Here is a 22,758-nt window from a genome sequence, read left to right as displayed (position 1 = left end):
TCTTTTACTAATGAAAACAAATCACACATATTCATTTATACTACTATCAGTAATCTTGCTGTTTTGTTTTATACTTAACATTAGTTTAGGGTCAATCAGTATTCCGTTTTCGGAAGTTTTAAAAAGTCTTTTTGGAACATCAGAAAATAGCACTTGGCAAATTATTGTGACAGACCTCAGGCTTCCAAAAGCCATAACAGCGATTATGGTAGGTTCTGGTTTAGGAATTTCAGGATTACTAATGCAAACTTTATTTAGAAATCCGCTTGCAGGTCCTTTTGTTTTAGGGATTACCTCTGGTGCAAGTTTGGGTGTGGCTTTGGTGATATTAGGATCAGGATTGTTTGGAGGTTTTTTTGCAACTGCCTTAATTTCAAAATGGAGTATTGTGATTGCAGCAAGTTTAGGAAGCTTATTAGTATTATTGGCAGTGTTAGCAGTTTCTAGCAAAGTGAGAGATACTATGGCGATATTAATTATAGGTTTAATGTTTGGCAGTATTACTGCTGCAGTCGTAAGTGTGTTGTCTTATTTTAGTTCTGCAGAACAACTACAACAGTATATTTTTTGGGGATTTGGGAGTTTAAGCAACTTGTCTTGGGATGAAATCTTAATTTTCTTCGGTATTTATAGTATAGGCATTTTATTAAGCATTTTTTCAATTAAAGGCTTGAATGCCTTGTTATTAGGCGATAACTATGCAAAAAGTTTAGGTTTAAGTTTGAAAATGAGCAGATTCGTCATTATATTAGCCACGAGTTTAATGGCAGGAACCATAACCGCATTCGCTGGTCCAATAGCATTTATAGGTTTGGCAATTCCGCATTTAACTCGGCAAATATTTAAGACCTCTAACCATAAAATATTATTGCCTGCTGTGTTTTTGTTTGGTGCTATTGTGATGTTAATTTGCGATGGTATTGCGCAAGTTCCTAATAGTGACTTTATCTTACCTATTAACGCTATTACGGCTTTAGTTGGCGCACCTGTGGTGATTTGGTTATTAGTAAAGCAACGGAAGATGATGTTTTGAATTATTTAAAACATGACTTTAGAAACCCTTAATTTCTGGAAGCCAAGACGATTCGCGTATTCTATATTTATCTTATCATTTTTAATGTTAGGCTGTAAATCTCAGAAAACCACCTTCGAGCTACAATCTGTTTTTAATCAAGAAGAACTCAAGGATCTCGAAACCATGAGAACTTTTTTTATTGAGGATATATTAGATCTCAATGATGAAAATTTTTACAAAGAATTTAGACAACGTATTGTTAAGCTAGAAGCAGAGGGTTTTAAATCTGTGGTTCCTAAAAAGATAGATAGGCTGCTTAATTCTATCTCAAAATCTACGTTTAATGAAATTTGGGAAATAAAGACACAAAAGCGGAGTAGAACTGGTAATGAAACTTACACGTATTTTGCACCTCGCTTAAATAGTAAATATCAAGAATTTCTGAGCCAAACCACCAAGCATAATTCTATGGTGATGAAATATTATAATAATATGATTCAAACAGAAGCTTTTAGCCATGGATCGATGTTAGATTATATTTCAGATAACAATTTAGATTTCGATTTAAAGAACACAAATGTTCAAATTGTAATGGCAATTCATTATATTTCAATTTGTTATGATAATAACAATATCAATCAATTTATAAATTAGTGAAAAACCAAACAGCGAATCCCATATTAAGTGCACATCAGCTCACTATTGGTTATAAAACCAAAAAGAAGGCTATTGTTGTCGTATCAGATATCAATTTCGAATTACAAAAAGGACAGCTCATCGGTTTGGTAGGTGCAAATGGTATCGGTAAATCCACCTTATTAAGAACCTTAATTAAAGTGCAGCCAGAACTAACTGGCGACATTTTATTAAACGGAAAAGCATTAAATAGCACCTCTACCTTAGAGCTCGCTAAAGAATTAAGTATTGTTCTTACAGAACCGCTAATCTCTAAAAATCTTTCAGTTTATGAGTTGGTGGCATTAGGACGACATCCTTATACCAATTGGATTGGAAACTTATCTGACGAAGACACAGCAATAGTAACGAATGCGTTAAGCCTTGTTAATATTATAGAATTAAAAGACAAAAGATGTTATGAGCTGAGTGACGGTCAATTACAAAAGGTAATGATAGCGCGTGCTTTGGCTCAAGACACAGCTATTATTGTTTTAGACGAGCCAACGACGCATCTTGATATGTATCATAAAGCTTATATTTTAAAATTACTTCAACGCTTAACGAAAGAAACAGGGAAAACGATTTTATTTTCTTCGCACGAAATTGATTTAGCCATTCAACTTTGCGATACGATGATTGTAATGCAAAAAGACAAAGTGGTTTGCGATCAACCATGCAATTTAATAACAGAAGGTGTATTCAATAGGCTGTTTCCAAAGGATTTAATTTCGTTTGACAGTACTACAGGAAGTTTTAGAGTTTCAAAATAAGTTTTCTCGTGAAGTTGTTAAGTTGTGAAGTTGTTAAGTCGTGAAGTTGTTAAGTTGCAAATAAGCTAAGTTAAATGAAATTGGGAGTAAAAATTAACAATGCATACGCTTAGTAAATTCTTTTTTTTTTGTGTGAATCTCCGTGCCTTCTCCGTGAAACTTTGTGTAATTTTTAGTCTTCCATCTTCCATCTTCCATCTTCCATCTTCCATCTTCCATCTTCCATCTTCCATCTTCCATCTTCCATCTTCGCGCTTCCCACTACCATCACCTCTTAATTTTCTTCAAAATATGACGAGCACGAGCTTTAAAACCAGCACTCTGTATTTCATAATCACGTTCTAAAATAATGGCTAATTCAGGGTGAATCCAATCATAGTCTCTGCCTAATAAAAATAAACTGTGCATGGCATACGCTTTGGGCGCAATTTTTTCATCAGTAATCATCCAATCAAAACAGGCTTCTATAATCTTTTCTTTATGTGGTTGGGTAAGATGTGTTTTTATTTTGTTGTCTGTTTTAGAATAATTCGCTTTAATAAGATACTCGCAAAGTTTGGCTACAGGTCTTACGGCAGAATCTAAATGAACTTTAGCCATATGACTTGTAAATACATCAAGGTGCGGAATAAGAGCCTCTAATTGTTCTCCACACATAAACTCTAATACCCAAGCTGCTCGGCACGATATTTTATCATCCACATCAAAAACAATGTCTAGGAGCGGAGTAATCAATTCTGGATTGTCAATAACAAGATGAGCATATTTCAATCGCTTTTCGCCCGAATGATTGACGAAATTTAGTTCTTTGTAAAGTTGATCTTTGGTCAAAGTAAATGTGATGCTTTTTAAGGTCTCTACTATTTGAAACGCTAGCTTTAAAGGTCTAAAATAGTAAAAATTTCAACTTAGTAATTGAGTATTACAAAGCTTACCCTATTTTTATTTAGAATTTATCTAAATAATTTTTATTTCCAAGGTTTCGTGTGTAATTTTACAATCTCAAATTAATTTTAAACCTATAAGATAAAGCATTTGAGTTTACATAAAACTATTTTATTGGCTTTTGTAATTATGATGTTAGGTACAGGATTAGACTTGTATCTTCTAAGTCATTATGAAGATAGATTGCAGTTCATTCCCATACTTTGTATAAGCTTGCTTATGTTAATGATGATTGTGTTGTTTTTTTTAAGAACAACATTAGTCAAAAATGTATTTAAGTTCGTGCTAATCATCACAGCGTTGAGTGGCGTTTATGGCTCATATTTGCATCTGATTGCTAATTATGAGTTCGAAATAGAGATGCAGCCCACAGCAAATAATTTGGATTTATTTTTTGAAAGCTTATCTGGTGCATTGCCAGCCCTCGCGCCACTTAGTATGGTAGTTTTAGCATTAATTGGTTATTCATATTTAATACTTATAAATAAAAAACAATGAAAAGTATATCAAAATTACTAGTAGTATTCGTTTTAGCCTCTATGGTATTTGTATCTTGTAAAGATGCAGCAAGTGAGAAACAAGAGCCAAGTGTTGCGGTTGAAACAGAAGCTAAGGATGAAAAAATAAGTGAACCAGAAGCAGCGGTTAAGGTTGTTTTAAATGCGAACTTAGCTACGGAAGATGATTTAAATGCCTTAGGACTTTCCGCGGATATTGTTTCTCAGATTTTAGAGCAACGACCATTTTTAAACATGAAAGATTTTAGTACTATTCTTCAAAGTGAAGGTACTGAGGAACTTTATAAAAAAGTTTTCGTTCCATTGAATTTAAACACCACAGCGGAAGCTGATTTTAAGATGATTCCTGGTGTGGGTGACCGAATGGCTCATGAGTTTGAAGAGTACAGACCATACATAAGTGTAAAACAATTTAAGAGAGAAATTGGCAAGTATGTCGATGAAAATGAAGTCGAACGCTATTTAAATTATGTGTTTGTGCCTGTAGAATTAAATACAGCTTCGGATGAAGATATTCTGGCATTACCAGGTGTTGGAAAGAAAATGGCACATGAATTTGATGAATACCGACCTTACGTAAATCTAAAACAATTTAGAAAAGAAATAGGCAAATATGTAGATGATAAAGAGCTTAAGCGTTTAGAGCGTTTCGTCTATTTAAAAAGTAATTAAAATCAAAAAATGCCACATTCATTTTATTATTTTGGCATTATAAATCTGCAATTAAAAGGTTGTTATGTCTCATAGCAGCCTTTTAATTATTGGTTTTGTTTGGCCAGAACCTCAAAGTTCTGCGGCAGGCAGTCGTATGCTTCAATTGATTCAACAATTTCAAAGTCAAGGGTACGAGGTAACGTTTTCTTCTGCAGCTAAAACCTCTGAGAACACGTTCGATTTAAATGCTATAAATGTCAATACCAAACCCATTCTTTTAAATGATACATCGTTTGATGTTTTCGTAAGCGAACTGAATCCTGAAATCGTTCTGTTCGATCGTTTTATGACCGAAGAACAATATGGTTGGCGCGTTGCGGAGCAATGTCCGGATGCCATAAGAATTTTAGACACTGAAGATTTTCATGGTTTACGAAAGGCTAGGGAAGAGGCTCACAAACAAAATACAGCAGTGTCTATTGGCTATCTTCAAAATGATACCACCAAGCGCGAAATTGCCAGTATCTATCGCTGCGATTTAAGTTTAATTATTTCTGAAGCTGAAATGGATTTATTAATCCAGCAGTTTAAAATTGATAAACGTTTACTGTATTATCTTCCTTTTTTATTAGAACCAATTTTAGAGGAAAAAATCAGCCAATTACCAAGGTTTGAAGCACGAGCACATTTCATTACGATTGGTAACTTTTTACACGCACCCAATTATGATGCTGTTTTATATTTGAAACAGACGATTTGGCCTTTAATAAAACAACAATTGCCTCCGACAGCTATTGGGACTGAATTACATGTTTATGGATCTTATGCATCACAAAAAGTCACACAGCTGAACAACACAAAAGAAGGTTTTATCATTAAAAGATTTGCAGAAGATGCTAATGAGGTGATGCAAAATGCCAAAGCTTGTTTGGCGTCGTTACGTTTTGGAGCAGGTCTTAAAGGCAAGCTTATTGATGCCATGCAAAACGGAACACCTTCTGTAATGACTGCCATTGCAGCAGAAGGTATGTTTGGTGATTTTGAAGTCAATGGTTTTGTAGAAGACCATCCTGAGGCCTTTGCAGAAAAAGCCGTTTCGCTTTATACCAATTCTTTAATATGGAAACAAAAGCAACAAAATGGTTTTGAAGTTTTAAATGAACGTTTTAATCGTTTGCATTTTGAGGGTACGTTCTATTCGCATTTAAAAACACTTTCAGAAAACTTACAAAAACATAGACAACAGAATTTTATGGGTCAGTTGTTTATGCATCAAACCATGCAAAGTATAAAGTATATGAGTAAGTGGATAGAAGCGAAAAACCTGTAGGTTTGATAAGGTTTTTTTTATAATTTATTAAGAAATTCTATAAGTTGTTGTACAGCCTTTCCACGATGGCCAATTCTATTTTTTTCTTCCAAAGACATCTCAGCAAAGGTTTTTATAGAACCTTCGGGTTTAAATATTGGGTCGTAACCGAAACCTCCTTCACCGTGTTTTTTCTCCGTAATTGTGCCTTTGCAAATTCCTGTAAACGTATGTAATTTATCATTAAGCTGTAAAGCGATGACGGTTTTAAACTGCGCATTTCTGTTCGGTTTATCTTTGAGTTCGGCTAGTAATTTATTGGTGTTGTCTTTTGCATTGCGCTGAGGTCCTGCATAGCGTGCGGAATAGACTCCAGGTGCACCATTTAAAGCTTCAACTTCTAAACCTGTATCGTCAGCAAAGCAATTGTAGTTGTAATGTGTTTTAAGGAATTCCGCTTTTTGTATGGCATTGCCTTCAATAGTGTCTTGTGTTTCAGGAATATCTTCTGTACATCTAATTGTTGCCAAACTAAGTAGCTCAATAGGTTTAGGCATTAGTACTTGGACTTCTTTGAGTTTATTTAAATTATTAGTAGCGAAAACAAGTTGCATAGTATCTTTTTATTAATGTAATTTAGCTGTTGTAAAAATAGAGACTAATTACGTATCATTTGTTAAAACAGGATAATTTTAAAAAGACCTTAATTCAAAGGCTTTGGCTAATTTTAGTAGCTTGTTTTTGCTGTATTGTGCTTAATGCACAAGATTTAAATGATTTAGATTCGCTGCTGATTGATAGAAATATCGAAAATTACTCCATACGGATATTTGCTAATTATAAAGATAATCGATTTAGAGTTCAAAATGAAAATGCTAGAGTACGTTTTGTACCCAATAATAGAAATGGTTTGGGAGTTGGTTTTGCCAATGAAAAAATGATTGTAGATGTGGCTTTTAATATTAGAGGGCGCAATAAAGAGGAAACCACACGATTTGATCTTCAAGGCATGACGATTGTAAATGAGCGTCATTTTGTAAATGTTTACGCACAAACCTATAAAGGATTTAGATCAAAAAATAATGTTGATGCACCAACCATCTTTATAAATGATTTGCGTTCTGTAAGTTTAGGGTTTAATTATTTACGCACTTTAGATGACATTGCTTTTTCTTATGCGCTGTTAAAAGCGGGTTTAGATAAGGACGAGCATAAGCGTGTTTTTATTACTGCAGGTTTGGGTGCGTTTGGTAGTTTTGATTATTTTTCTACACAACCTGGTATTTTATCAGAAACAACGGCTGCTTTTTTTAATGAACGTGCCAATATTAGACGTTATCAGGCAGTTTCAATAGGAGTGTTGGCAGGTGTGGTTTCTTATTTTAAATTACCAGAGAATATTACGGCTACAATTAACGTAATGCCAGGTTTGGGTTTAATGAATAAAAAAATCACGTTACCGAATGCGACTTACCGACCATCGAATCCGCTGCTTTACAAGTTAGATTTTCATGCAGGATTAAATTATAGTTTAAATCAGTATTATGTAAGTTTAACCTACAGCAACGGTTTATATGCTACTGATTTCGATTTTGGTAATAAGTATCGATTAAACCTTACTAATGCTAAGTTAGCCATTGGTTACAGGTTTAAGACCAAGAAAAAGCGATAACCACAATTAATAACTGAAATATTTGTGTCAGTTAGATCAGGATGGCTTACATTTTATAAACTACTTTTTTTATCATTCTTCAAAAAAATTAGTTCAATTTTATGATATTTATCAGTCTTAAAATTAACTAAATCTCGTATCTTAGTGAAAAGAAATATTCATTAAAATAAGATAGATTATGACGGTAAATTTTCAATATGTAAACATCGATGCAAGTAGTTCACTTTCGGCATTAACACTAGAGAAGTTAGAAAAATTAGCTAGTAAATTTGAGTTTCTTATATCAGCTCAGGTTTATTTTAAGAATGACGAAAAAGATCACAATGCTGGTAAAATATGTAATATAGAACTTAGTTTACCTGGACCACGAATTTTTGCCACCTCTAACGAAAAAACTTACGAAGCTGCAATGCACGAAACTATTAGCGATTTAACGAGACAACTTAAAAAAAGAAAAGAAGTATATAAAACACATTAATTAAATTCGACGTTTAATTTCAGAGGGTTTATAGTTTTTAGCGATGATGATAAGGTTCATTTCTAAGAATTGTAAACCCTCTGTACAGTTGTTCTATAAAAAATAAACGCACCATTTGGTGAGAAAAGGTCATTTTCGATAAGCCTAATTTACCATTGGCTCTTTTGTAAACCGCTTCTGAAAACCCATAAGGACCACCAATCACAAAAATTAAAGTTTTAATACCAGAATTCATGTGTTTTTGTAAGTAGCCAGAAAACGAAACGGAATCTAATTGTTTGCCGTTTTCATCGAGAAGAATGAGCACATCAGATGTTGTGGTTTTAGACAGAATGAGGTCTCCTTCCTTTTCCTTTTGTTGAGCTTCAGATAAATGTTTAACCTTCTTTAAATCTGGAATAATTTCAATTTCAAATTTAACGTAAAAGCCAAGACGTTTGGTGTAATCTGCAATTAAGGCTTGGAGGTTTTTGTTATCGGTTTTGCCAATGGCGATGAGTTTTATTTGCATGGTTCAAATTTACGACTTACGATTTACAATTCATGATTTCCTGATTTTTTCGATTTGTAATTCGTAATTCTAAAATCGGATATCGTAAATCTATTTCCTATTTTTACATCAAATTACAAGACAAATGATTTCAAAAGCACAATTCGATACAGAAATAGAATTAATAATTTCTAATGCGATACGAGAAGATGTTGGTGATGGAGACCACAGCTCATTGGCATGTATTCCTGCTACAGCTCAAGGCAAAGCCAAGTTGTTGGTAAAAGATGAAGGTATTATTGCAGGTGTAGAATTTGCCAAGCAAGTATTCGCTTATGTTGATAAAGACATGAGGGTTGAAACCTTAATTGAAGATGGTGAAAAAGTGAAATATGGCGACATTGTATTTTATGTAGAAGGTGCGTCACAATCCATATTGAAAGCAGAACGTTTGGTGTTAAATGCTATGCAACGTATGAGTGCTATAGCAACCAAAACTAGAACGTTTGTTGATCTATTAGAAGGTACAAAAACAAAAATTTTAGACACTCGGAAAACCACACCAGGTATTCGTGCTTTAGAAAAATGGGCTGTCAAAATTGGAGGAGGAGAAAACCATAGGTTTGCCTTGTATGATATGATAATGTTAAAAGATAATCATATCGATTTTGCAGGTGGAGTAGCGAAAGCTATAAATTTAACCAAGCAGTATTTGAAAGATACCAATCGTGATTTAAAAATTATCGTCGAAGCCAGAAACCTTGAAGAGATACAAGAAATTTTAGATTGTGGTGGAGTGTACCGCATTCTTATCGACAATTTTAATTATGACGATACACGCAAAGCCGTAAAACTTATTGGAAATCAATGCTTAACTGAATCTTCTGGTGGTATCAACGAAAATACACTCAGAAAATATGCGGAATGTGGTGTGGACTATATTTCGTCTGGTGCATTAACCCATTCAGTCTATAATAAAGATTTAAGTTTAAAAGCGGTTTGAATTAGTTTTTTTTTTTTTTTTACAAGTAACAAGTAAAATACTTAATAATGATAAGCCAAAGGCAAAGGGCCAAAAGCAAAAAGCCATAAAATGAGTCAACCCATAGAAGATAAATTAGATAAGATTCCGGTGTTGAATTTAGTCGTGCGTTTTTTTAAGCAGATTAAATTGCCTGGTTTTGAAGGTTTATCGGTTTATGATCTCATAGAACTGTATATTAAAGGTATTGTTAAAGGTGCCCTAACGACTAGAGCTAGTGCTATTGCTTTTAGTTTTTTTACAGCCATTTTCCCGTTTTTGTTGTTTGTGATTATCTTAATTCCACATATTCCAATATCTGATTTTCAAACTGATTTTTTAGATTTTTTAAATTCATTTTTACCACCACAGACCTCTGAGTTTTTCTTTTCTAATATTTTTGAAAATATCAGCGGAGGTTCTGGTTCAGGGTTGTTATCATCTGTATTTTTATTGTCAATGTTACTTATGGCGAATGGTGTAAATGCTGTTTTTTCAGGTTTTGAAAATTCATATCATGAGCAATTGACGCGCAATGTTTTTAGACAATATTTATACGCATTTGGTATTGCGCTAATCTTAGCCATATTGGTTTTATTGACCGTTGCTGTTTTTGGATATTTTCAGATTTATGTGATTGAGCCTTTGTACCAAAGTATTAATCACGAATCCGCATCAGAATCAAATTCTGGTATTGGTTGGATTATTTTTGCCAAGTATATGTTCTTTGTATTAATGGTATATCTGGCAACGGCTACGCTCTATTATTTTGGTACTCGCGAAGGCAGGAATACGCGCTTCTTTTCAATAGGTGCTTTACTCACCACTTTGCTTATTATTCTAACATCATATCTATTTGGTATTTATATCAACAACTTTTCTCAGTATAATGAACTTTATGGTTCTATTGGTGGTTTGTTAATTTTGTTATTGTATTTATGGCTTAACTCTAATATTTTACTTTTGGGTTATGAGTTGAATGCGTCGCTTCAGTTTTTGAGGAAGTATCCTCAGGCTAAAAACGATATTAATTAAAAAGTTTTAAAAAAGCTTCTTTTCTTCTGGTTGACACATCGATATGACTGTTATTGGACATAGTGACATAGCCTCCTTTTCCCTTAGTATATTTTTTTATATGATCTATATTAACAAGGTGTGAATTATGAATTCTAAAAAAATTCAAATCTTCTAATAGTTCTTGGTAAAATTTAATGGGTTTTGATACAAGTAGTTTGTTAGTCGTAGTTTGTATATGAGTATAGCTGGTATCGGCTTCGCAATGAATAATATTTTCAACTTCTAATATTTCAAATCCATTTGCAGTAGGAATAGTAATGGTTTTTTTCTTCTCATCGCTTTTTAGATTTTTAATAAGGGCATGTATGCGAAGGTCTGAATTTTCTGAAACTCTCTTTTTGTTTAGCCGTTTCATTGCGTTTATAAAATCCTCACTATCAATGGGTTTTAATAGATAGTCCATAGCACTATATTTGAAGGCTTTAATCGCGTAGTTATCAAAAGCAGTTGTAAAAATTAGATTAAAATTGTAAGACTTCAATTGTTCTAAATACTCAAAGCCAGTTTTGTCGTGAATTTCAATATCAAGAAAAACTAAATCAGGAAAAAGAGTTTTCGTTTTTATCAATGCATCTTCAACGGTATGACATGTTCCTATAATTTCTAAGTTTTCTCCATGGTCTGCAATCAATTTTTTAATACGTTCTCTGCAATGTTCTTCGTCGTCTATTATGAGAGTTTTAATCATCTTTAAAAAGCTAATGTTAGTGGAAGTTTAACTTCAATTCTGGTGCCGTTTGGTTTATCTATAATGGTGACATCTCCCTTTGTATTCTTAATTTTATTGAGAATTTCTATTCTACTTTTTGTAATGCTAACACCTAAAGATTGTTTTTTAGATGTTGTTTTAGATAGAGAGGACTTTGCTCTCCCGACTCCATTGTCTTCAATACTGCAAACCATCATTTCCTTTTCTTTTTTATAATTAATATGAATAATTCCATCTTGCTTAAAATCTCTTAAGCCATGGATAATACTATTTTCTACAAATGGTTGAAGAATCATCGGAGGAATTAAGGCATTTTCAGGATCAATAGCGTCATCAACCATAATTTTATATTTAAAGCTATTATTAGAACGCTTGTTCTCGATATCCATATAAGTTTTTAAGATATGAATGTCTTCGTTAAGCGTAATTTCTTTTTGTGCAGACTTTTCTAACGTTTCACGCATTAATTTGGAGAATTTAGTCAGATAATTTGTTGCATTTTCTGTATCATTTTTTGCTATATATGAGTTAATCGAATTTAAGGAGTTAAAAATAAAATGCGGATTCATTTGAGCTCGTAAAGCTTTAAGTTCTGTGTCAGAAACTTTGAGATTAAATTCTGCTTCTTTCGCCTTTACTTTTGCTTCTTGTTTTCGTCGATAGAGAATAAAACTAATGATAGCTGCGATGGCTAAAACACTAACGCCTATGATTGATGATTTTATCATTAATTTGTGTTGCGTAAGTTCTACTTCTTTTAAAGCTTGTTCTTTATCATGAATGGCATTAAGTGCAACCTCCTTCTTTTCATATTCGTACTTTGCCTCGAGTTTAGCAATTTCTTCTTTCTTTTCAGAAGACATAACACTGTCTTTTAATTTTTCTGCTTCATTTTTATGAAGATAGGCAGATTTAAAGTCGTTCAGTTGATAATTTACTTGAGCTAATTTTTCAAATGCGCTAGCTTTTCTTACGATACTATTAATTTCTGTTGCATACATCAGGGCTTTTTCAAAATTAAGCTTGGCTTTAGTAAGTAGGCTTTTTTTAGTGGTACTTTCTGCTGCGTTTTCAAAATGTGCGGTTCCAATACTTTCATAGGTTATCGCTAAACTATTAGTATTGTTAAGTGCTTTGAATAAAGGTATTGTCCTAGTTAGATATGATAAAGCTTTATCATAGTTTTTTAAGCTGATATAGGCAATTCCAGTATTAGCGAGGGCACTGGCAATACCAAAATCGTCGTTAATACGTTTCATAATATCAAAAGATTGTTGATAATAATCTATAGCTTTTTGTGGTTGGTCAATACCATCATATAAGTTGCCAATATTGGTATAAAGATTTGCAATTTCATACTCTGCATTGAGTTTTTTGCTGATTTCGAGACTTTTATTGTAATAATTAAGTGCACGGTCATATTTTTCTAGTCGCACATATAGAATACCAATATTGGTTAAGATTGCAGCATGGCGATTAGTTTCAGTTTTGTTTGTAAGTTCGTTGAGGGTAGACGCTTTGAGAAAGTTTTCAATAGCTTCTGGATATAAAGACAAATACATTTCATTAATACCAATACTATTAAGCACTACCGACATTAAAAAACTATCTTTTTCTCTTTCAAAAATTTCATATGCTTTACGGTTACAGGTGTTTGCTTGGTTGTAATAGGACTGACCATGTAATAACAAGCCCTTATTGTAGGTTGCTTTTGCGACTTCGCTCCATTTTTTACGTTCGGTTTGAATTTTAATAATACGATCATAGGTAGCGATAGCTAATGAGTCTTTAGATAAGGCTGTGTAATTGTATGCTTTGTATTTATAAGCTAAAATTTCTTCGTCTTTTAATTTAAGAGTTTTAGCAAGTTCTATGGCATTTTCCGCATAACCTAAGCCCAGTTCGGGATTAGTGTACTGATAAGAATTTGCTAACTGATTAAGGATTTTAAGTTTACTTATAGTTTCTCCATTTTGAACTTCTAATTCAAGAATAAGAGAATCAATTTTTTGTTGTTGAGCAAAACAGAGCAATGAACCTAATATAATAAAGAGGTTAAGGTAGAACTTCATATGTTTAATTAATAGCTAGTTAAAAGTAATTTAATTTTTTTTATTTGCCATTCTTTTGTCGCGAAAATAAAGTCAAAGTGCGCACTTATAAATTAAGGATAGGAAATATATGGAGTCTGTTGTTTCTTTGATTTAAATAATTAATCTAATTGTTATGAAAATCCTTCAAAGTAAATATCAAAAAAATGTCATCATTTTATTAATAATAGGTCTTATATCAACATCTATTTGGTCTCAAGATATACGTGTTAAACCACCTAAAAATAAATCTAAAATTACTAGTGTAGATAATTTTGTAAAGCATTCTTTCGAGTTATACCATAAAGTATTTGTGTACGATAGTTTAGTAAAAGCCGGAGTAGATATACCAGCAGACCTTGAAGATGAATTAATGGAGCGTGCTCAAAGTGATGTAGATAGCCTTTGGCAAGAAATACCCAATATTGCGGAAGATATTAGTGATGCTTCGTTTATGAGACAGGCTAAAGCGACCTTCAACTTAAACCGCTCTAAGAAAGCACTAAAGTTTTGTATGCTTTCTGTTAAAGCATATGTTTTAGGTACAGAGGAAGACGATGACAATTAGCAACAACTTAAAACTTAGAGATATGAAAATTTGTATGTTAGTTATAGCTCTAATACTAGGAGCGCCATCTGTAAATGCACAAACTTATAAAACTGAGTTCAGAGCAGATATGTGCGCATGTTTAGAACAAGAAAGTTTAAAACGTACACTCACTAATAATGCCATCAAAATTTGTTTAAGAGAAACGCTACCTGAGTATGCAACACAAATTGATGCTCAAATTATAGAGCCAGATCTCAATAAAAAATTTCAGAAAGGACAAATAGCTAGAAAGGACTTATTAATAGCGATGTATTCTGAACTAATTTATACATGCGATGTTTATTATCAACATATAGACTTTCAGAGAACGAGTAAAAAGCTTATTGCGCAAGAAAATACAAAAGAAAACGATTTAGACAAATATGATCAAGTGGTGGCATTAAGACCAAATGCAGCCGCTTATTTTATGAGAGCTGAGGTTCATTTTAAATTAGGAAATATTAAGGCAGCTGAGGCAGATCTTATCAAAAGCTTAGAGCTTAACCCTAAAAGAGAGAATGCTAAAGCAACCAGAAATGAATTATTGTCTTTGGCATGGGTATATGAAGAGCAAAAACGCTACACGGAAGCTATTGCACTCTATGATAAAATCTATTTTGGTGATTTAGACACAAAAGTAGCGCAGTTGCGAGCACTTGCTGATAAAAAGGCAGGAAACACAATTACCAATAAGACTAGGCTGGGAGAAGTTGAATTACAAAATGAAATACAAAAGATGTCCAGTGCGCAGACTAGAAGAAAAGGAACTTTAGATAAAACAGTTAAAAAACCTTCTAAAAAGAAGAACACGAATAATTCAAAAGTGAAAAAAAATAAGGATACAACAGCATTACGTAAATTATTTAAAATAGGAAACGGATAAATCTTAACAATTAATGATTCAATTATAAATTAAAAACCAGATACTCATGAAAAAAATACTGTTATGTTTAATTGCAATCGGCTTAACAAGTTGTAATCTTGAAGATGAAATTATCGATCAGCTTGGATTTGATTCGGAAGGAACACTAAGCGCAAAGATAAATGGACAGACAAAAGATTTCGATTCAGGTTTAGATGGTGCTGGTGCTGCACTTATCAGTGCCGAGGTTGGTACAGAAACAGTTTATGGATTTTCAGTTGGAGCTATAGCTTTGGATGATATTTTTGATGAGACTGAAACAACACAGTTAGGGTTGACGTTAGTAATGGAAGACCCAAATGTTATTGTTGCTGGGGCAAATTTTAACTACCCAGAAGATAATTTGTTAGGGCTGTACTTTTTTGAAGGAAGCAACGATGTTTATATTGATGCGGATGAAACCATAAGTGCAACATTAGCAATTTCAGCAATTGATACCTCTAACGAGACCATTTCAGGAAGCTTTAGCTATATTGTAAAAGAACCCTTTATAGAAGTGACTTATGCGATATCTAACGGAGTCTTTAGCAATGTGCCTTATAATATAGACTTATGAAACCGTTACATTCATGTATATAGTTTTTAATACATAGGTGTTAAATATTGAATTTTTAAATTGAAAATCTGTAAGTTTATTTTGACGATAATATATGCTTTTTAACGTGATTGTTTGCTGTTTCTTTTGAATTGAATGTTCTTTACTTACCTCATTATTAATTTATTATGTGTTTTGTACTTAGATCAAAACACATAAAAATATTATTATTAATCAATCCATTTTATTATGAAAACTAATTACCTTTTTACCCTATTGTTTAGTTTTATGTTTTTTGCAAACGTACAAGCGCAAGTCATGGCAGAGCCTGGTGCAGCAGCTGTAGGTTTAGTGTCTTCTTACCCAGCTTATGGTGTAAGTCTAAAATATAACATTACAGAAACTCATGGAGCTCAAGTTATTGCTGGTTTTGGAGCCTATGGTTTTGGTAGTGCTTCTTTTGCTGCTTCCGGACGTTATATTTATAATTTTGATGTTGGTGGTATTAGTGATGATGAGATTTTTTACAAACCATACGCTTATGCGCAGTTGGGTTATTTTTCAGTTAGAGATGATTTTTTCGGTATCTCTCAATCATCAAATACGGTTTCTTTTGGTCTCGGTGGAGGAGTAGAATTGGAAATTCCAGAATTTGTTGAAGGTTTTACCTTTAGTGCCGAACTCGGTTATGTTGGTGGTAGATTCAATTCTGTTTTTGGCTCTTTTGCAGGGCTTTCTTATGGAGCAGGAATTCACTATTATTTTGATTTTTAGTATCTCCTAAAACTGCTATCAACTAATTTATTACCCTTAATTTTAATAAAAACTTTAGTGTCTCTGTTGCATTTACCTTAAAAAGGATAGTGCGATAAGATGCCATATTTATTTAGCTATTAATTAATTCTTAAAACCAAAAACAAAATGAAACAAATTACAACCCTCAGTTTGATGTTTTTAATATCATCATTTTTTATAAACGCTCAAACAATAATTACCGTAGATAATTCGGTGGGTGCAAATGCCGAGTATAGTGATTTGCAGCTGGCCATAGATGAAGCAGCTTCAGGTGACATTATTTATGTGCATCCTTCAGAATTGACTTATGGAGAGATTATAGTCAATAAATCAATTAATCTTATTGGTTTTGGCCATAGTAATACTTTGAGGAATACAATTATCGAAGAAATTGTTCTTGAAGATAATGCATCTAATTCCAGATTTACAGGTTTGTACATAACAGATCGTATTGATTGTCAAAATTCTATATTACAAATTCAAGATATAATTATTGAAAACTGTAGAGTTAATAATAGAATCGATTTTGGAAGTTTTACTCAAGATGAGGGTGTTAATAATGTAATCATTAGAGGGTCAGTTACAGGAACTATAATGGGAAATGCAACAGACCTAATTATAACGAATAATATCATAAGGAGTAGAATTATAGTTGACGAAAACTATAATTCAATTACAATAAGAAATAATATCTTTTTTAGAGCAACTTCTGGCGTTCAGGTTCCCGCAACAAATGCAGGTAATGCAAACGGTTCTATCATATTGCAGAACTGTATTTTTTATGATGACCGTGGTCCATCAGACACCAATAATAATAGTCCAGGCGTAATTTTTGAAAATTGTTTATCATATAATCAAGGCACTGGTAACGTTGATTTAATGGAAGGTTCAAATAATTTAGATAATGTCGACCCCTTATTTGTTAATGTAAATAATGATGATTTTGAAGCGGCTTTAGACGATTATAATCTACAAGCGGGCTCACCAGCAATAGGCTCAGGAGCTGGCGGTTTAGATATGGGTCTTTATGACAACATTAATTTCGTTTTTAATAATTCTGGTTTTACGGCAGGTATTCCATCAGTTAGCATAACAGCTATTACAGAGCAGGTAGCACCAGGCGGTACTATCGAAGTTACAATTGAATCTTCATCAAACTAAAAAATTATGAAAAGTATAATATTAGTCTTTTCAATGCTACTTAGTTCCATTGCATATGCCCAAAGCATAGATTCTGCGGAATATTTTTTTGACTCAGATCCTGGAGTTGGTAATGGTACAAGTTTAACAGTAAACGCAAACTCTGGCGAACTTAGTCAAACTTATACCATTGAGATTTCAAGTTTGTCAGATGGGTTTCACGATTTATATATTAGGACTTTTAATAGTGATAATAATTGGAGTCATTATGATAGGCAGATTATTTATATAAAAGATTTTCAAATAGACCAATTAGATGTGGTAACCGCAGAATATTTTATAGATAGTGATCCTGGTATTGGTTTCGGCGAACCTCTTGATATCTCTAGTTCTCCACAAATTATTAATATTGGTACTGATGGACTTTCAGAAGGTGATCATTTCTTTTGTATCCGAGTGCAAAATTCTTTTGATGAATGGTCATTCTATGAATGTGAAATATTTACAATAAATCCAAATCTAGGGATAGAGGATAGTTTATATAAAATAGTTCAAATCAGCCCAAATTCATTTACAGACATTATTAACATTGAAGTATCAGAGTCTCTAACCTTTGAAAAAATAGTCATCTATGATATCACAGGTAAAGAAGTTTATCATACAACAAAAGACTTAAGAAAACTTGAATTAGAAAATTTAGAATCAGGAATTTACATTTTAAGTCTTGAAACGGAAACTCAAAAGGCAACGTTCAAAATAGTAAAAGAATAATTATATTTTTTTTCAAGTGTTAACAAACCATCTCAAATCGAGATGGTTTTTTTAATTAAACCGCTTATTTTTGAAGTATCACTAAAATACACTAGCTTATGATTAAGAATATAATGATTTTAATTTTTACGTGCCTTACTGGCTATGCCGTTTCTGCACAATCGATTTTTGGTACTTGGAAAACCATTGATGACGAAACTGGCGAAGAAAAATCGATTGTAGAAATCTATGAGGTCGATGGAAAAGTTTACGGTAAAATTATCAAACTATTAAATCCGAAAAAAAAGAATTCAAAATGCACCGAGTGCGAAGATGAAAATAAAGATCAACCTATTTTGGGTATGGTTATTATTGACGGTTTAACAAAAGATGATGACGTCTACGAAGATGGCAGTATTCTCAATCCTAGTAACGGTAAAGAATACTCATGCAGACTGAAATTAGAAGACAATCCTGATACTTTAGAAGTACGAGGTTACATTGCTTTTTTCTACAAAACACAATACTGGAAACGTGTAAAATAATGCTGCATTTTATAGATGTTATTTTACCAATTCCGCTTCAAAAAGCGTTTACATACCATATTACAGAAGCAGAAGCAAAGTTTCTTTCAGTTGGCATGCGCGTGGCTGTGCCTTTTGGTAAAAGTAAAATTTATACGGCTTTAGTTTATAGCATTCATCAAAATCCACCAACAGCTTATGATGCCAAAACCATTCATCAAATATTAGATGATACTCCAGTAATTACAGAAAACCAATTGCAACATTGGGAGTGGATTTCTCAATATTACATGTGCAGTCTAGGTGAAGTAATGCGTGCTGCAATGCCAAATGCATTTTTGTTAGAAAGTGAAACCCTTATTTCAAAAAATGAAAACATAACTATTAATGATTCTGAATTAAAAGATGAAGAATTTTTAATTTATGAAGCCTTACAACACCAATCCTCCTTAAAAATTAATGAGGTGGTTTCCATATTAGATAAAAAGCGCGTGTTGCCAATTATCAATAATTTGGTTAAAAAAGGGGTTTTAAATTTACAGGAAGAACTTTACGAAAAGTACACACCAAAATTAGTGCGATATGTAAAGTTGCATCACAATCATAAATCGCAAGAAAAACTACAAGAATTATTAGAAGAATTAAGTCGTGCTCCAAAACAGCGCGAAGTAGTGTTGACTTTATTTACCATGGAAGCATCGTTAAAGCAACCCATAAAAGTTTCGGAATTAACATCACGCAGTGGCACATCAACTTCCATCGTAAAAGCATTAATTGATAAACAAATCTTAGAAGAATACCATATTAAAACCGATCGTATTCAGTTTGAAGGCGAAGGAGATGCGGATGCTAAACGTTTAAGTGAAGCGCAACAAAAAGCCTATGATGAGGTTGAAACGTTTTTTAAAGAAAAGTCTGTGGTATTGTTGCATGGTGTCACGTCTTCTGGTAAAACTGAGATTTATGTGCAGCTCATTCAAAAACAGCTCGATATAGGAAAACAAGTGTTATATCTCTTGCCTGAAATAGCCTTGACGACACAATTGGTAGGTCGTCTTCAAGATTATTTTGGCGAAAAGGTAGCTGTGTTTCATTCCAGATATTCAGGAAATGAAAGGGTAGAGGTTTGGCAAAATATGTTGAATAATTCCGAAAAAGCCCAAGTCATCATCGGAGCACGTTCGGCTTTATTATTACCTTTTCATAATTTAGGATTAATCATTGTTGACGAAGAACATGAATCGTCTTACAAACAATTCGATCCTGCACCACGTTATCATGCTAGAGATGCTGCCATAGTTTTGGCTAATTTATTTAAAGCAAAAACGCTTTTAGGTTCGGCAACACCAAGTTTAGAAAGTTATTATAATGCCAGCCAAGGTAAGTATGGTTTGGTAGAATTAAATACGCGTTTCAACAACGTCATGATGCCAGATATTGAATTGGTCGATCTAGCAGATAAGTACAAACGAAAACGCATGAAAGGGCATTTTAGCGATCGCCTCATTCAAGAAATGACGGAAACACTAGAAGAAGGTTTTCAAATTATCTTATTTCAGAATAGACGTGGATTTTCACCAATTATAGAATGTACCACTTGCGGAATCTCTCCGCAATGTCCTAATTGCGATGTGAGTTTAACGTATCACCAATACAGAGATCAGTTGCGTTGTCATTATTGTGGTTATAATTCGGCCATGCTAAAAAGTTGTCAAGGTTGTGGCAATTCAACTTTAGACACCAAAGGGTTTGGAACCGAACAAATAGAAGAAGAAGTCAAAGTACTATTTCCTGAAAAGAAAGTGGCACGGATGGATTTAGATACCACAAGAGGCAAATATGGTTTCGAGAAAATAATAAATAGTTTTGAACAGCGTGAAGTTGATATTTTGGTCGGTACCCAAATGCTGACTAAAGGTCTCGATTTTAGATTCGTAAAGTTAGTTGGTATTATGAATGCAGATAATCTACTCAACTTTCCTGATTTTAGAGCTCACGAGCGCAGTTATCAATTAATGGCACAAGTTTCTGGTAGAGCCGGACGGACTGATTTAAGGGGAAAAGTATTAATTCAGACTTATAATCCGCATCATAATATTTTACAACAAGTGTCTACCAATTCTTATAAGGAAATGTTTGCGGAACAGATGAATGAACGTTACAATTATAAATATCCACCGATCTTTAGATTGATTAAAATTACGTTTAAGCACAAAGATTACAATCGTGTCAATTTAGCGGCAGATTGGTATGCTAAATCATTAAAACAAATTTTTAAAGCGAATGTTTTAGGACCAGAATTTCCACCAGTATCGCGAATCCGTAATTTATATCATAAAAATATTTTAGTTAAAATACCTCAAAACCAATCTTTAGGCAAAACAAAAGCAGCCATTATGAAGATTGAGAATAGTTTTAATGCGGTTAAGGATTTTAGGTCTGTTAGAGTTATTCTTAATGTGGATAATTACTAATGCTACTAAGACCTAGCAGGTTTTTCAAACCTCGCAGGTCTGAAGTCTTAGGCTATGAGTTAGACATAATTTGTAAGTTGAACCAATTCCGCTGAAAAAGTGAATCGCCTAGTATTTCAAACAATAGTCAAATATGGTCTTGCTTTATCTTACGTCTTTATCTACTACTATAAATATATACTTAAAAAAATCTATATAGTCTAAAATTTCAAAAACATCCCTAAAGTCCTCTCAAGGGAACTTTAGTGAAGTAAACTAAAAAATCCCAAGCAAAAGCTCAGGATTTTTTAAAACTTATAATGTAATTCTCTAAATAAGAGATGTAAAAATTCTACATATTATTTAACGCATCTACTAATTGGGTCTTTTTATTTCGACTCAATGGAATTTCATAAGCACCAACTTCAACATTTTTACTGTTAAATCGGTCAATTTTGTCTAGATTCACAATATAGGATTTGTGAATTCTCAAGAATTTACCCTCTGGTAATTCTTGTTCAAAGGCCTTCATAGTTGACAAAACAACGAGGCTGTTTTCTTCTGTAACCACTTTTACGTAATCACCAAGGGCTTCAATCCATTTAATATCCTTAATATAAACTTTACGTTTTTTAAGATTACTTTTTACAAAGATATGTTCACCATCAGTCTCATTAAAATCGAGTTTTAATTTGTGCTGCTCAATAGCTTTTTCTACGGCAACGTTAAAACGTTCTTTTGTAATTGGTTTCTGAAGATAATCAGTAGCATCGTAATTAAATGCTTTAAAAGCATACTCGGTTTTACCGGTAACAAAAATAATTTGGGGTTTGTTGTTGAGCACATCTAGCAACTCAAAACCGTTTAATACTGGCATCTCTATATCTAAGAAGATAAGATCAACCTTATGGGTATTAAGACCGTTTTTTGTTTCTAACGCACTGCTGTACTCTGCAATAAGATTAAGTGAGGAATGATTCTCAATTAACTTTACTATAGAGAGGCGCTGAATCGCAGAATCATCAACAACTACACAGTTTAAAGTCATAACATTATTTATTTTAGGTTAAGATATCGACAATAGTACGATAAATTCGGTTAAAAAACAAATATTACCGACAAAGCGTCGTGATTAACATATTTTTTAGAGGATTTTAGCCTTAAAATAGGACGTAGAAAAGTAGTTGTAAAATGAATAGGCAAATATAGAATAAATGTGTATTTTTGCAGCCGTTTTAACAATAAACAAAATTATTTATTATGAATCATTATGAAACTGTTTTCATCTTAAATCCCGTTTTATCTGAAGATCAGATAAAGGAGACAGTAAAGAAATATGAGGATTTCCTCGTTTCTAAAGGTGCTAAGATGATATCCAAAGAAGATTGGGGCTTAAAAAAGCTAGCGTATCCAATCCAAAACAAAAAAAGTGGCTTTTATCACTTATTTGAATTTACTGTAGATGGACAAGCAATTGAGCCACTAGAGGTAGAATTTAGACGTGATGAGCGTTTTATGCGTTACTTAACTGTGAGTTTAGACAAACATGCTATTTCATGGGCTGAGAGAAGAAGAGAAAAAATGAAAGTTAAAGCAAAAGCAAAAGCGTAATTATGTCATCAAT

At 32.9% G+C, this 22,758-nt stretch carries 25 protein-coding genes; 19 read left to right on the top strand and 6 right to left on the bottom strand.

From position 1 onward, the window contains the following. The first annotated feature begins 10 nt into the window (after positions 1 to 10). Genes AB8B52_RS04390 through AB8B52_RS04380 form a run of 3 tightly spaced genes read left to right on the top strand, consistent with a single transcriptional unit; the run spans position 11 to position 2,463 of the window. Positions 11 to 1,033 (top strand): FecCD family ABC transporter permease, encoded by a 1,023-nt coding sequence (locus AB8B52_RS04390; RefSeq protein ID WP_406025626.1) that lies wholly within the window; start codon positions 11 to 13, stop codon positions 1,031 to 1,033. Positions 1,034 to 1,045: 12 nt separating this feature from the next. Continuing rightward, complete coding sequence (locus AB8B52_RS04385) at positions 1,046 to 1,669, top strand: hypothetical protein (protein ID WP_406025624.1); 624 nt, start codon at positions 1,046 to 1,048, stop codon at positions 1,667 to 1,669. Then, complete coding sequence (locus AB8B52_RS04380) at positions 1,669 to 2,463, top strand: ABC transporter ATP-binding protein (RefSeq protein ID WP_406025622.1); 795 nt, start codon at positions 1,669 to 1,671, stop codon at positions 2,461 to 2,463. Before AB8B52_RS04385 ends, AB8B52_RS04380 begins: the two co-directional genes overlap by 1 nt. Before the next feature lie 267 nt (positions 2,464 to 2,730). On the opposite strand, the gene AB8B52_RS04375 is transcribed toward AB8B52_RS04380, so the two are convergent. Continuing rightward, positions 2,731 to 3,294, bottom strand: a complete 564-nt coding sequence (locus tag AB8B52_RS04375) for an adenylosuccinate lyase (protein ID WP_406025620.1) — start codon at positions 3,292 to 3,294, stop codon at positions 2,731 to 2,733. A 204-nt stretch (positions 3,295 to 3,498) separates the two neighbouring features. On the opposite strand from AB8B52_RS04375, the gene AB8B52_RS04370 reads away from it, so the two are divergent. From AB8B52_RS04370 to AB8B52_RS04360, 3 genes are all read left to right on the top strand, one after another. Next, positions 3,499 to 3,906 (top strand): hypothetical protein, encoded by a 408-nt coding sequence (locus AB8B52_RS04370; protein WP_406025618.1) that lies wholly within the window; start codon positions 3,499 to 3,501, stop codon positions 3,904 to 3,906. After that, positions 3,903 to 4,598 carry a hypothetical protein gene (locus AB8B52_RS04365; protein WP_406025617.1) on the top strand — a complete coding sequence of 232 codons (696 nt, stop codon included), beginning with the start codon at positions 3,903 to 3,905 and terminating at the stop codon, positions 4,596 to 4,598. Before AB8B52_RS04370 ends, AB8B52_RS04365 begins: the two co-directional genes overlap by 4 nt. 64 nt (positions 4,599 to 4,662) lie before the next feature. Then, positions 4,663 to 5,910 carry a glycosyltransferase gene (locus AB8B52_RS04360; protein WP_406025615.1) on the top strand — a complete coding sequence of 416 codons (1,248 nt, stop codon included), beginning with the start codon at positions 4,663 to 4,665 and terminating at the stop codon, positions 5,908 to 5,910. A 17-nt stretch (positions 5,911 to 5,927) separates the two neighbouring features. Here AB8B52_RS04360 and AB8B52_RS04355 read toward each other — a convergent pair whose 3' ends face one another. Then, complete coding sequence (locus tag AB8B52_RS04355) at positions 5,928 to 6,503, bottom strand: non-canonical purine NTP diphosphatase (RefSeq protein ID WP_406025613.1); 576 nt, start codon at positions 6,501 to 6,503, stop codon at positions 5,928 to 5,930. A 59-nt stretch (positions 6,504 to 6,562) separates the two neighbouring features. Here AB8B52_RS04355 and AB8B52_RS04350 point away from each other — a divergent pair, with 59 nt between their 5' ends. Together AB8B52_RS04350 and AB8B52_RS04345 are read left to right on the top strand one after the other, a co-directional pair. Then, positions 6,563 to 7,561, top strand: a complete 999-nt coding sequence (locus AB8B52_RS04350) for a DUF4421 family protein (RefSeq protein WP_406025611.1) — start codon at positions 6,563 to 6,565, stop codon at positions 7,559 to 7,561. A gap of 178 nt (positions 7,562 to 7,739) precedes the next feature. After that, a complete protein-coding gene (locus AB8B52_RS04345) occupies positions 7,740 to 8,039 on the top strand; it encodes an HPF/RaiA family ribosome-associated protein (RefSeq protein WP_406025609.1) in 300 nt (99 codons plus the stop codon). A 37-nt stretch (positions 8,040 to 8,076) separates the two neighbouring features. On the opposite strand, the gene rlmH is transcribed toward AB8B52_RS04345, so the two are convergent. Then, on the bottom strand, positions 8,077 to 8,550 hold the full coding sequence (rlmH, locus tag AB8B52_RS04340) for a 23S rRNA (pseudouridine(1915)-N(3))-methyltransferase RlmH (protein ID WP_406025607.1): 474 nt from the start codon (positions 8,548 to 8,550) through the stop codon (positions 8,077 to 8,079). 124 nt (positions 8,551 to 8,674) lie between these two features. On the opposite strand from rlmH, the gene nadC reads away from it, so the two are divergent. Together nadC and AB8B52_RS04330 are read left to right on the top strand one after the other, a co-directional pair. Then, positions 8,675 to 9,532, top strand: a complete 858-nt coding sequence (gene nadC / locus AB8B52_RS04335) for a carboxylating nicotinate-nucleotide diphosphorylase (protein ID WP_406025605.1) — start codon at positions 8,675 to 8,677, stop codon at positions 9,530 to 9,532. A gap of 90 nt (positions 9,533 to 9,622) precedes the next feature. Further along, complete coding sequence (locus AB8B52_RS04330; protein WP_406025603.1) at positions 9,623 to 10,585, top strand: YihY/virulence factor BrkB family protein; 963 nt, start codon at positions 9,623 to 9,625, stop codon at positions 10,583 to 10,585. On the opposite strand, the gene AB8B52_RS04325 is transcribed toward AB8B52_RS04330, so the two are convergent. Next, positions 10,578 to 11,315, bottom strand: a complete 738-nt coding sequence (locus AB8B52_RS04325) for a LytR/AlgR family response regulator transcription factor (protein WP_406025601.1) — start codon at positions 11,313 to 11,315, stop codon at positions 10,578 to 10,580. The two genes, AB8B52_RS04330 and AB8B52_RS04325, sit on opposite strands and share 8 nt — an antisense overlap. A 2-nt stretch (positions 11,316 to 11,317) precedes the next feature. Beyond that, a complete protein-coding gene (locus tag AB8B52_RS04320) occupies positions 11,318 to 13,408 on the bottom strand; it encodes a tetratricopeptide repeat protein (RefSeq protein WP_406025600.1) in 2,091 nt (696 codons plus the stop codon). A gap of 154 nt (positions 13,409 to 13,562) precedes the next feature. Between AB8B52_RS04320 and AB8B52_RS04315 the strand changes: the two genes are divergently transcribed. The 8 genes from AB8B52_RS04315 (at position 13,563) to priA (ending at position 21,155) form a co-directional block, all read left to right on the top strand. Next, entirely contained in the window at positions 13,563 to 13,994 is a 432-nt protein-coding gene (locus AB8B52_RS04315) for a hypothetical protein (protein ID WP_406025598.1), read from the top strand. A 22-nt stretch (positions 13,995 to 14,016) separates the two neighbouring features. Further along, entirely contained in the window at positions 14,017 to 14,898 is an 882-nt protein-coding gene (locus AB8B52_RS04310; protein WP_406025596.1) for a tetratricopeptide repeat protein, read from the top strand. A 46-nt stretch (positions 14,899 to 14,944) separates the two neighbouring features. After that, complete coding sequence (locus AB8B52_RS04305) at positions 14,945 to 15,493, top strand: hypothetical protein (RefSeq protein ID WP_406025594.1); 549 nt, start codon at positions 14,945 to 14,947, stop codon at positions 15,491 to 15,493. Between the two features lie 228 nt (positions 15,494 to 15,721). Continuing rightward, positions 15,722 to 16,246 carry a hypothetical protein gene (locus AB8B52_RS04300; RefSeq protein WP_406025592.1) on the top strand — a complete coding sequence of 175 codons (525 nt, stop codon included), beginning with the start codon at positions 15,722 to 15,724 and terminating at the stop codon, positions 16,244 to 16,246. 147 nt (positions 16,247 to 16,393) lie between these two features. Next, entirely contained in the window at positions 16,394 to 17,428 is a 1,035-nt protein-coding gene (locus AB8B52_RS04295; protein WP_406025590.1) for a hypothetical protein, read from the top strand. Between the two features lie 33 nt (positions 17,429 to 17,461). Next, positions 17,462 to 18,178, top strand: coding sequence for a T9SS type A sorting domain-containing protein (locus tag AB8B52_RS04290; protein WP_406025588.1), 717 nt, complete (start codon positions 17,462 to 17,464; stop codon positions 18,176 to 18,178). Between the two features lie 98 nt (positions 18,179 to 18,276). Further along, complete coding sequence (locus AB8B52_RS04285) at positions 18,277 to 18,702, top strand: DUF2147 domain-containing protein (protein WP_406025586.1); 426 nt, start codon at positions 18,277 to 18,279, stop codon at positions 18,700 to 18,702. Continuing rightward, on the top strand, positions 18,702 to 21,155 hold the full coding sequence (gene priA / locus AB8B52_RS04280; RefSeq protein WP_406025584.1) for a primosomal protein N': 2,454 nt from the start codon (positions 18,702 to 18,704) through the stop codon (positions 21,153 to 21,155). Before AB8B52_RS04285 ends, priA begins: the two co-directional genes overlap by 1 nt. Positions 21,156 to 21,486: 331 nt before the next feature. On the opposite strand, the gene AB8B52_RS04275 is transcribed toward priA, so the two are convergent. Next, positions 21,487 to 22,182 carry a LytTR family DNA-binding domain-containing protein gene (locus AB8B52_RS04275; RefSeq protein WP_179339550.1) on the bottom strand — a complete coding sequence of 232 codons (696 nt, stop codon included), beginning with the start codon at positions 22,180 to 22,182 and terminating at the stop codon, positions 21,487 to 21,489. A 212-nt stretch (positions 22,183 to 22,394) separates the two neighbouring features. Between AB8B52_RS04275 and rpsF the strand changes: the two genes are divergently transcribed. Then, positions 22,395 to 22,745 carry a 30S ribosomal protein S6 gene (rpsF, locus tag AB8B52_RS04270; protein WP_406025581.1) on the top strand — a complete coding sequence of 117 codons (351 nt, stop codon included), beginning with the start codon at positions 22,395 to 22,397 and terminating at the stop codon, positions 22,743 to 22,745. Positions 22,746 to 22,758 lie beyond the last annotated feature (13 nt).

The organism is Winogradskyella sp. (assembly GCF_045105575.1).
Classification (GTDB): Bacteria; Bacteroidota; Bacteroidia; order Flavobacteriales; family Flavobacteriaceae; genus Winogradskyella.
This window is presented reverse-complemented; position numbering and strand designations above follow the sequence as displayed.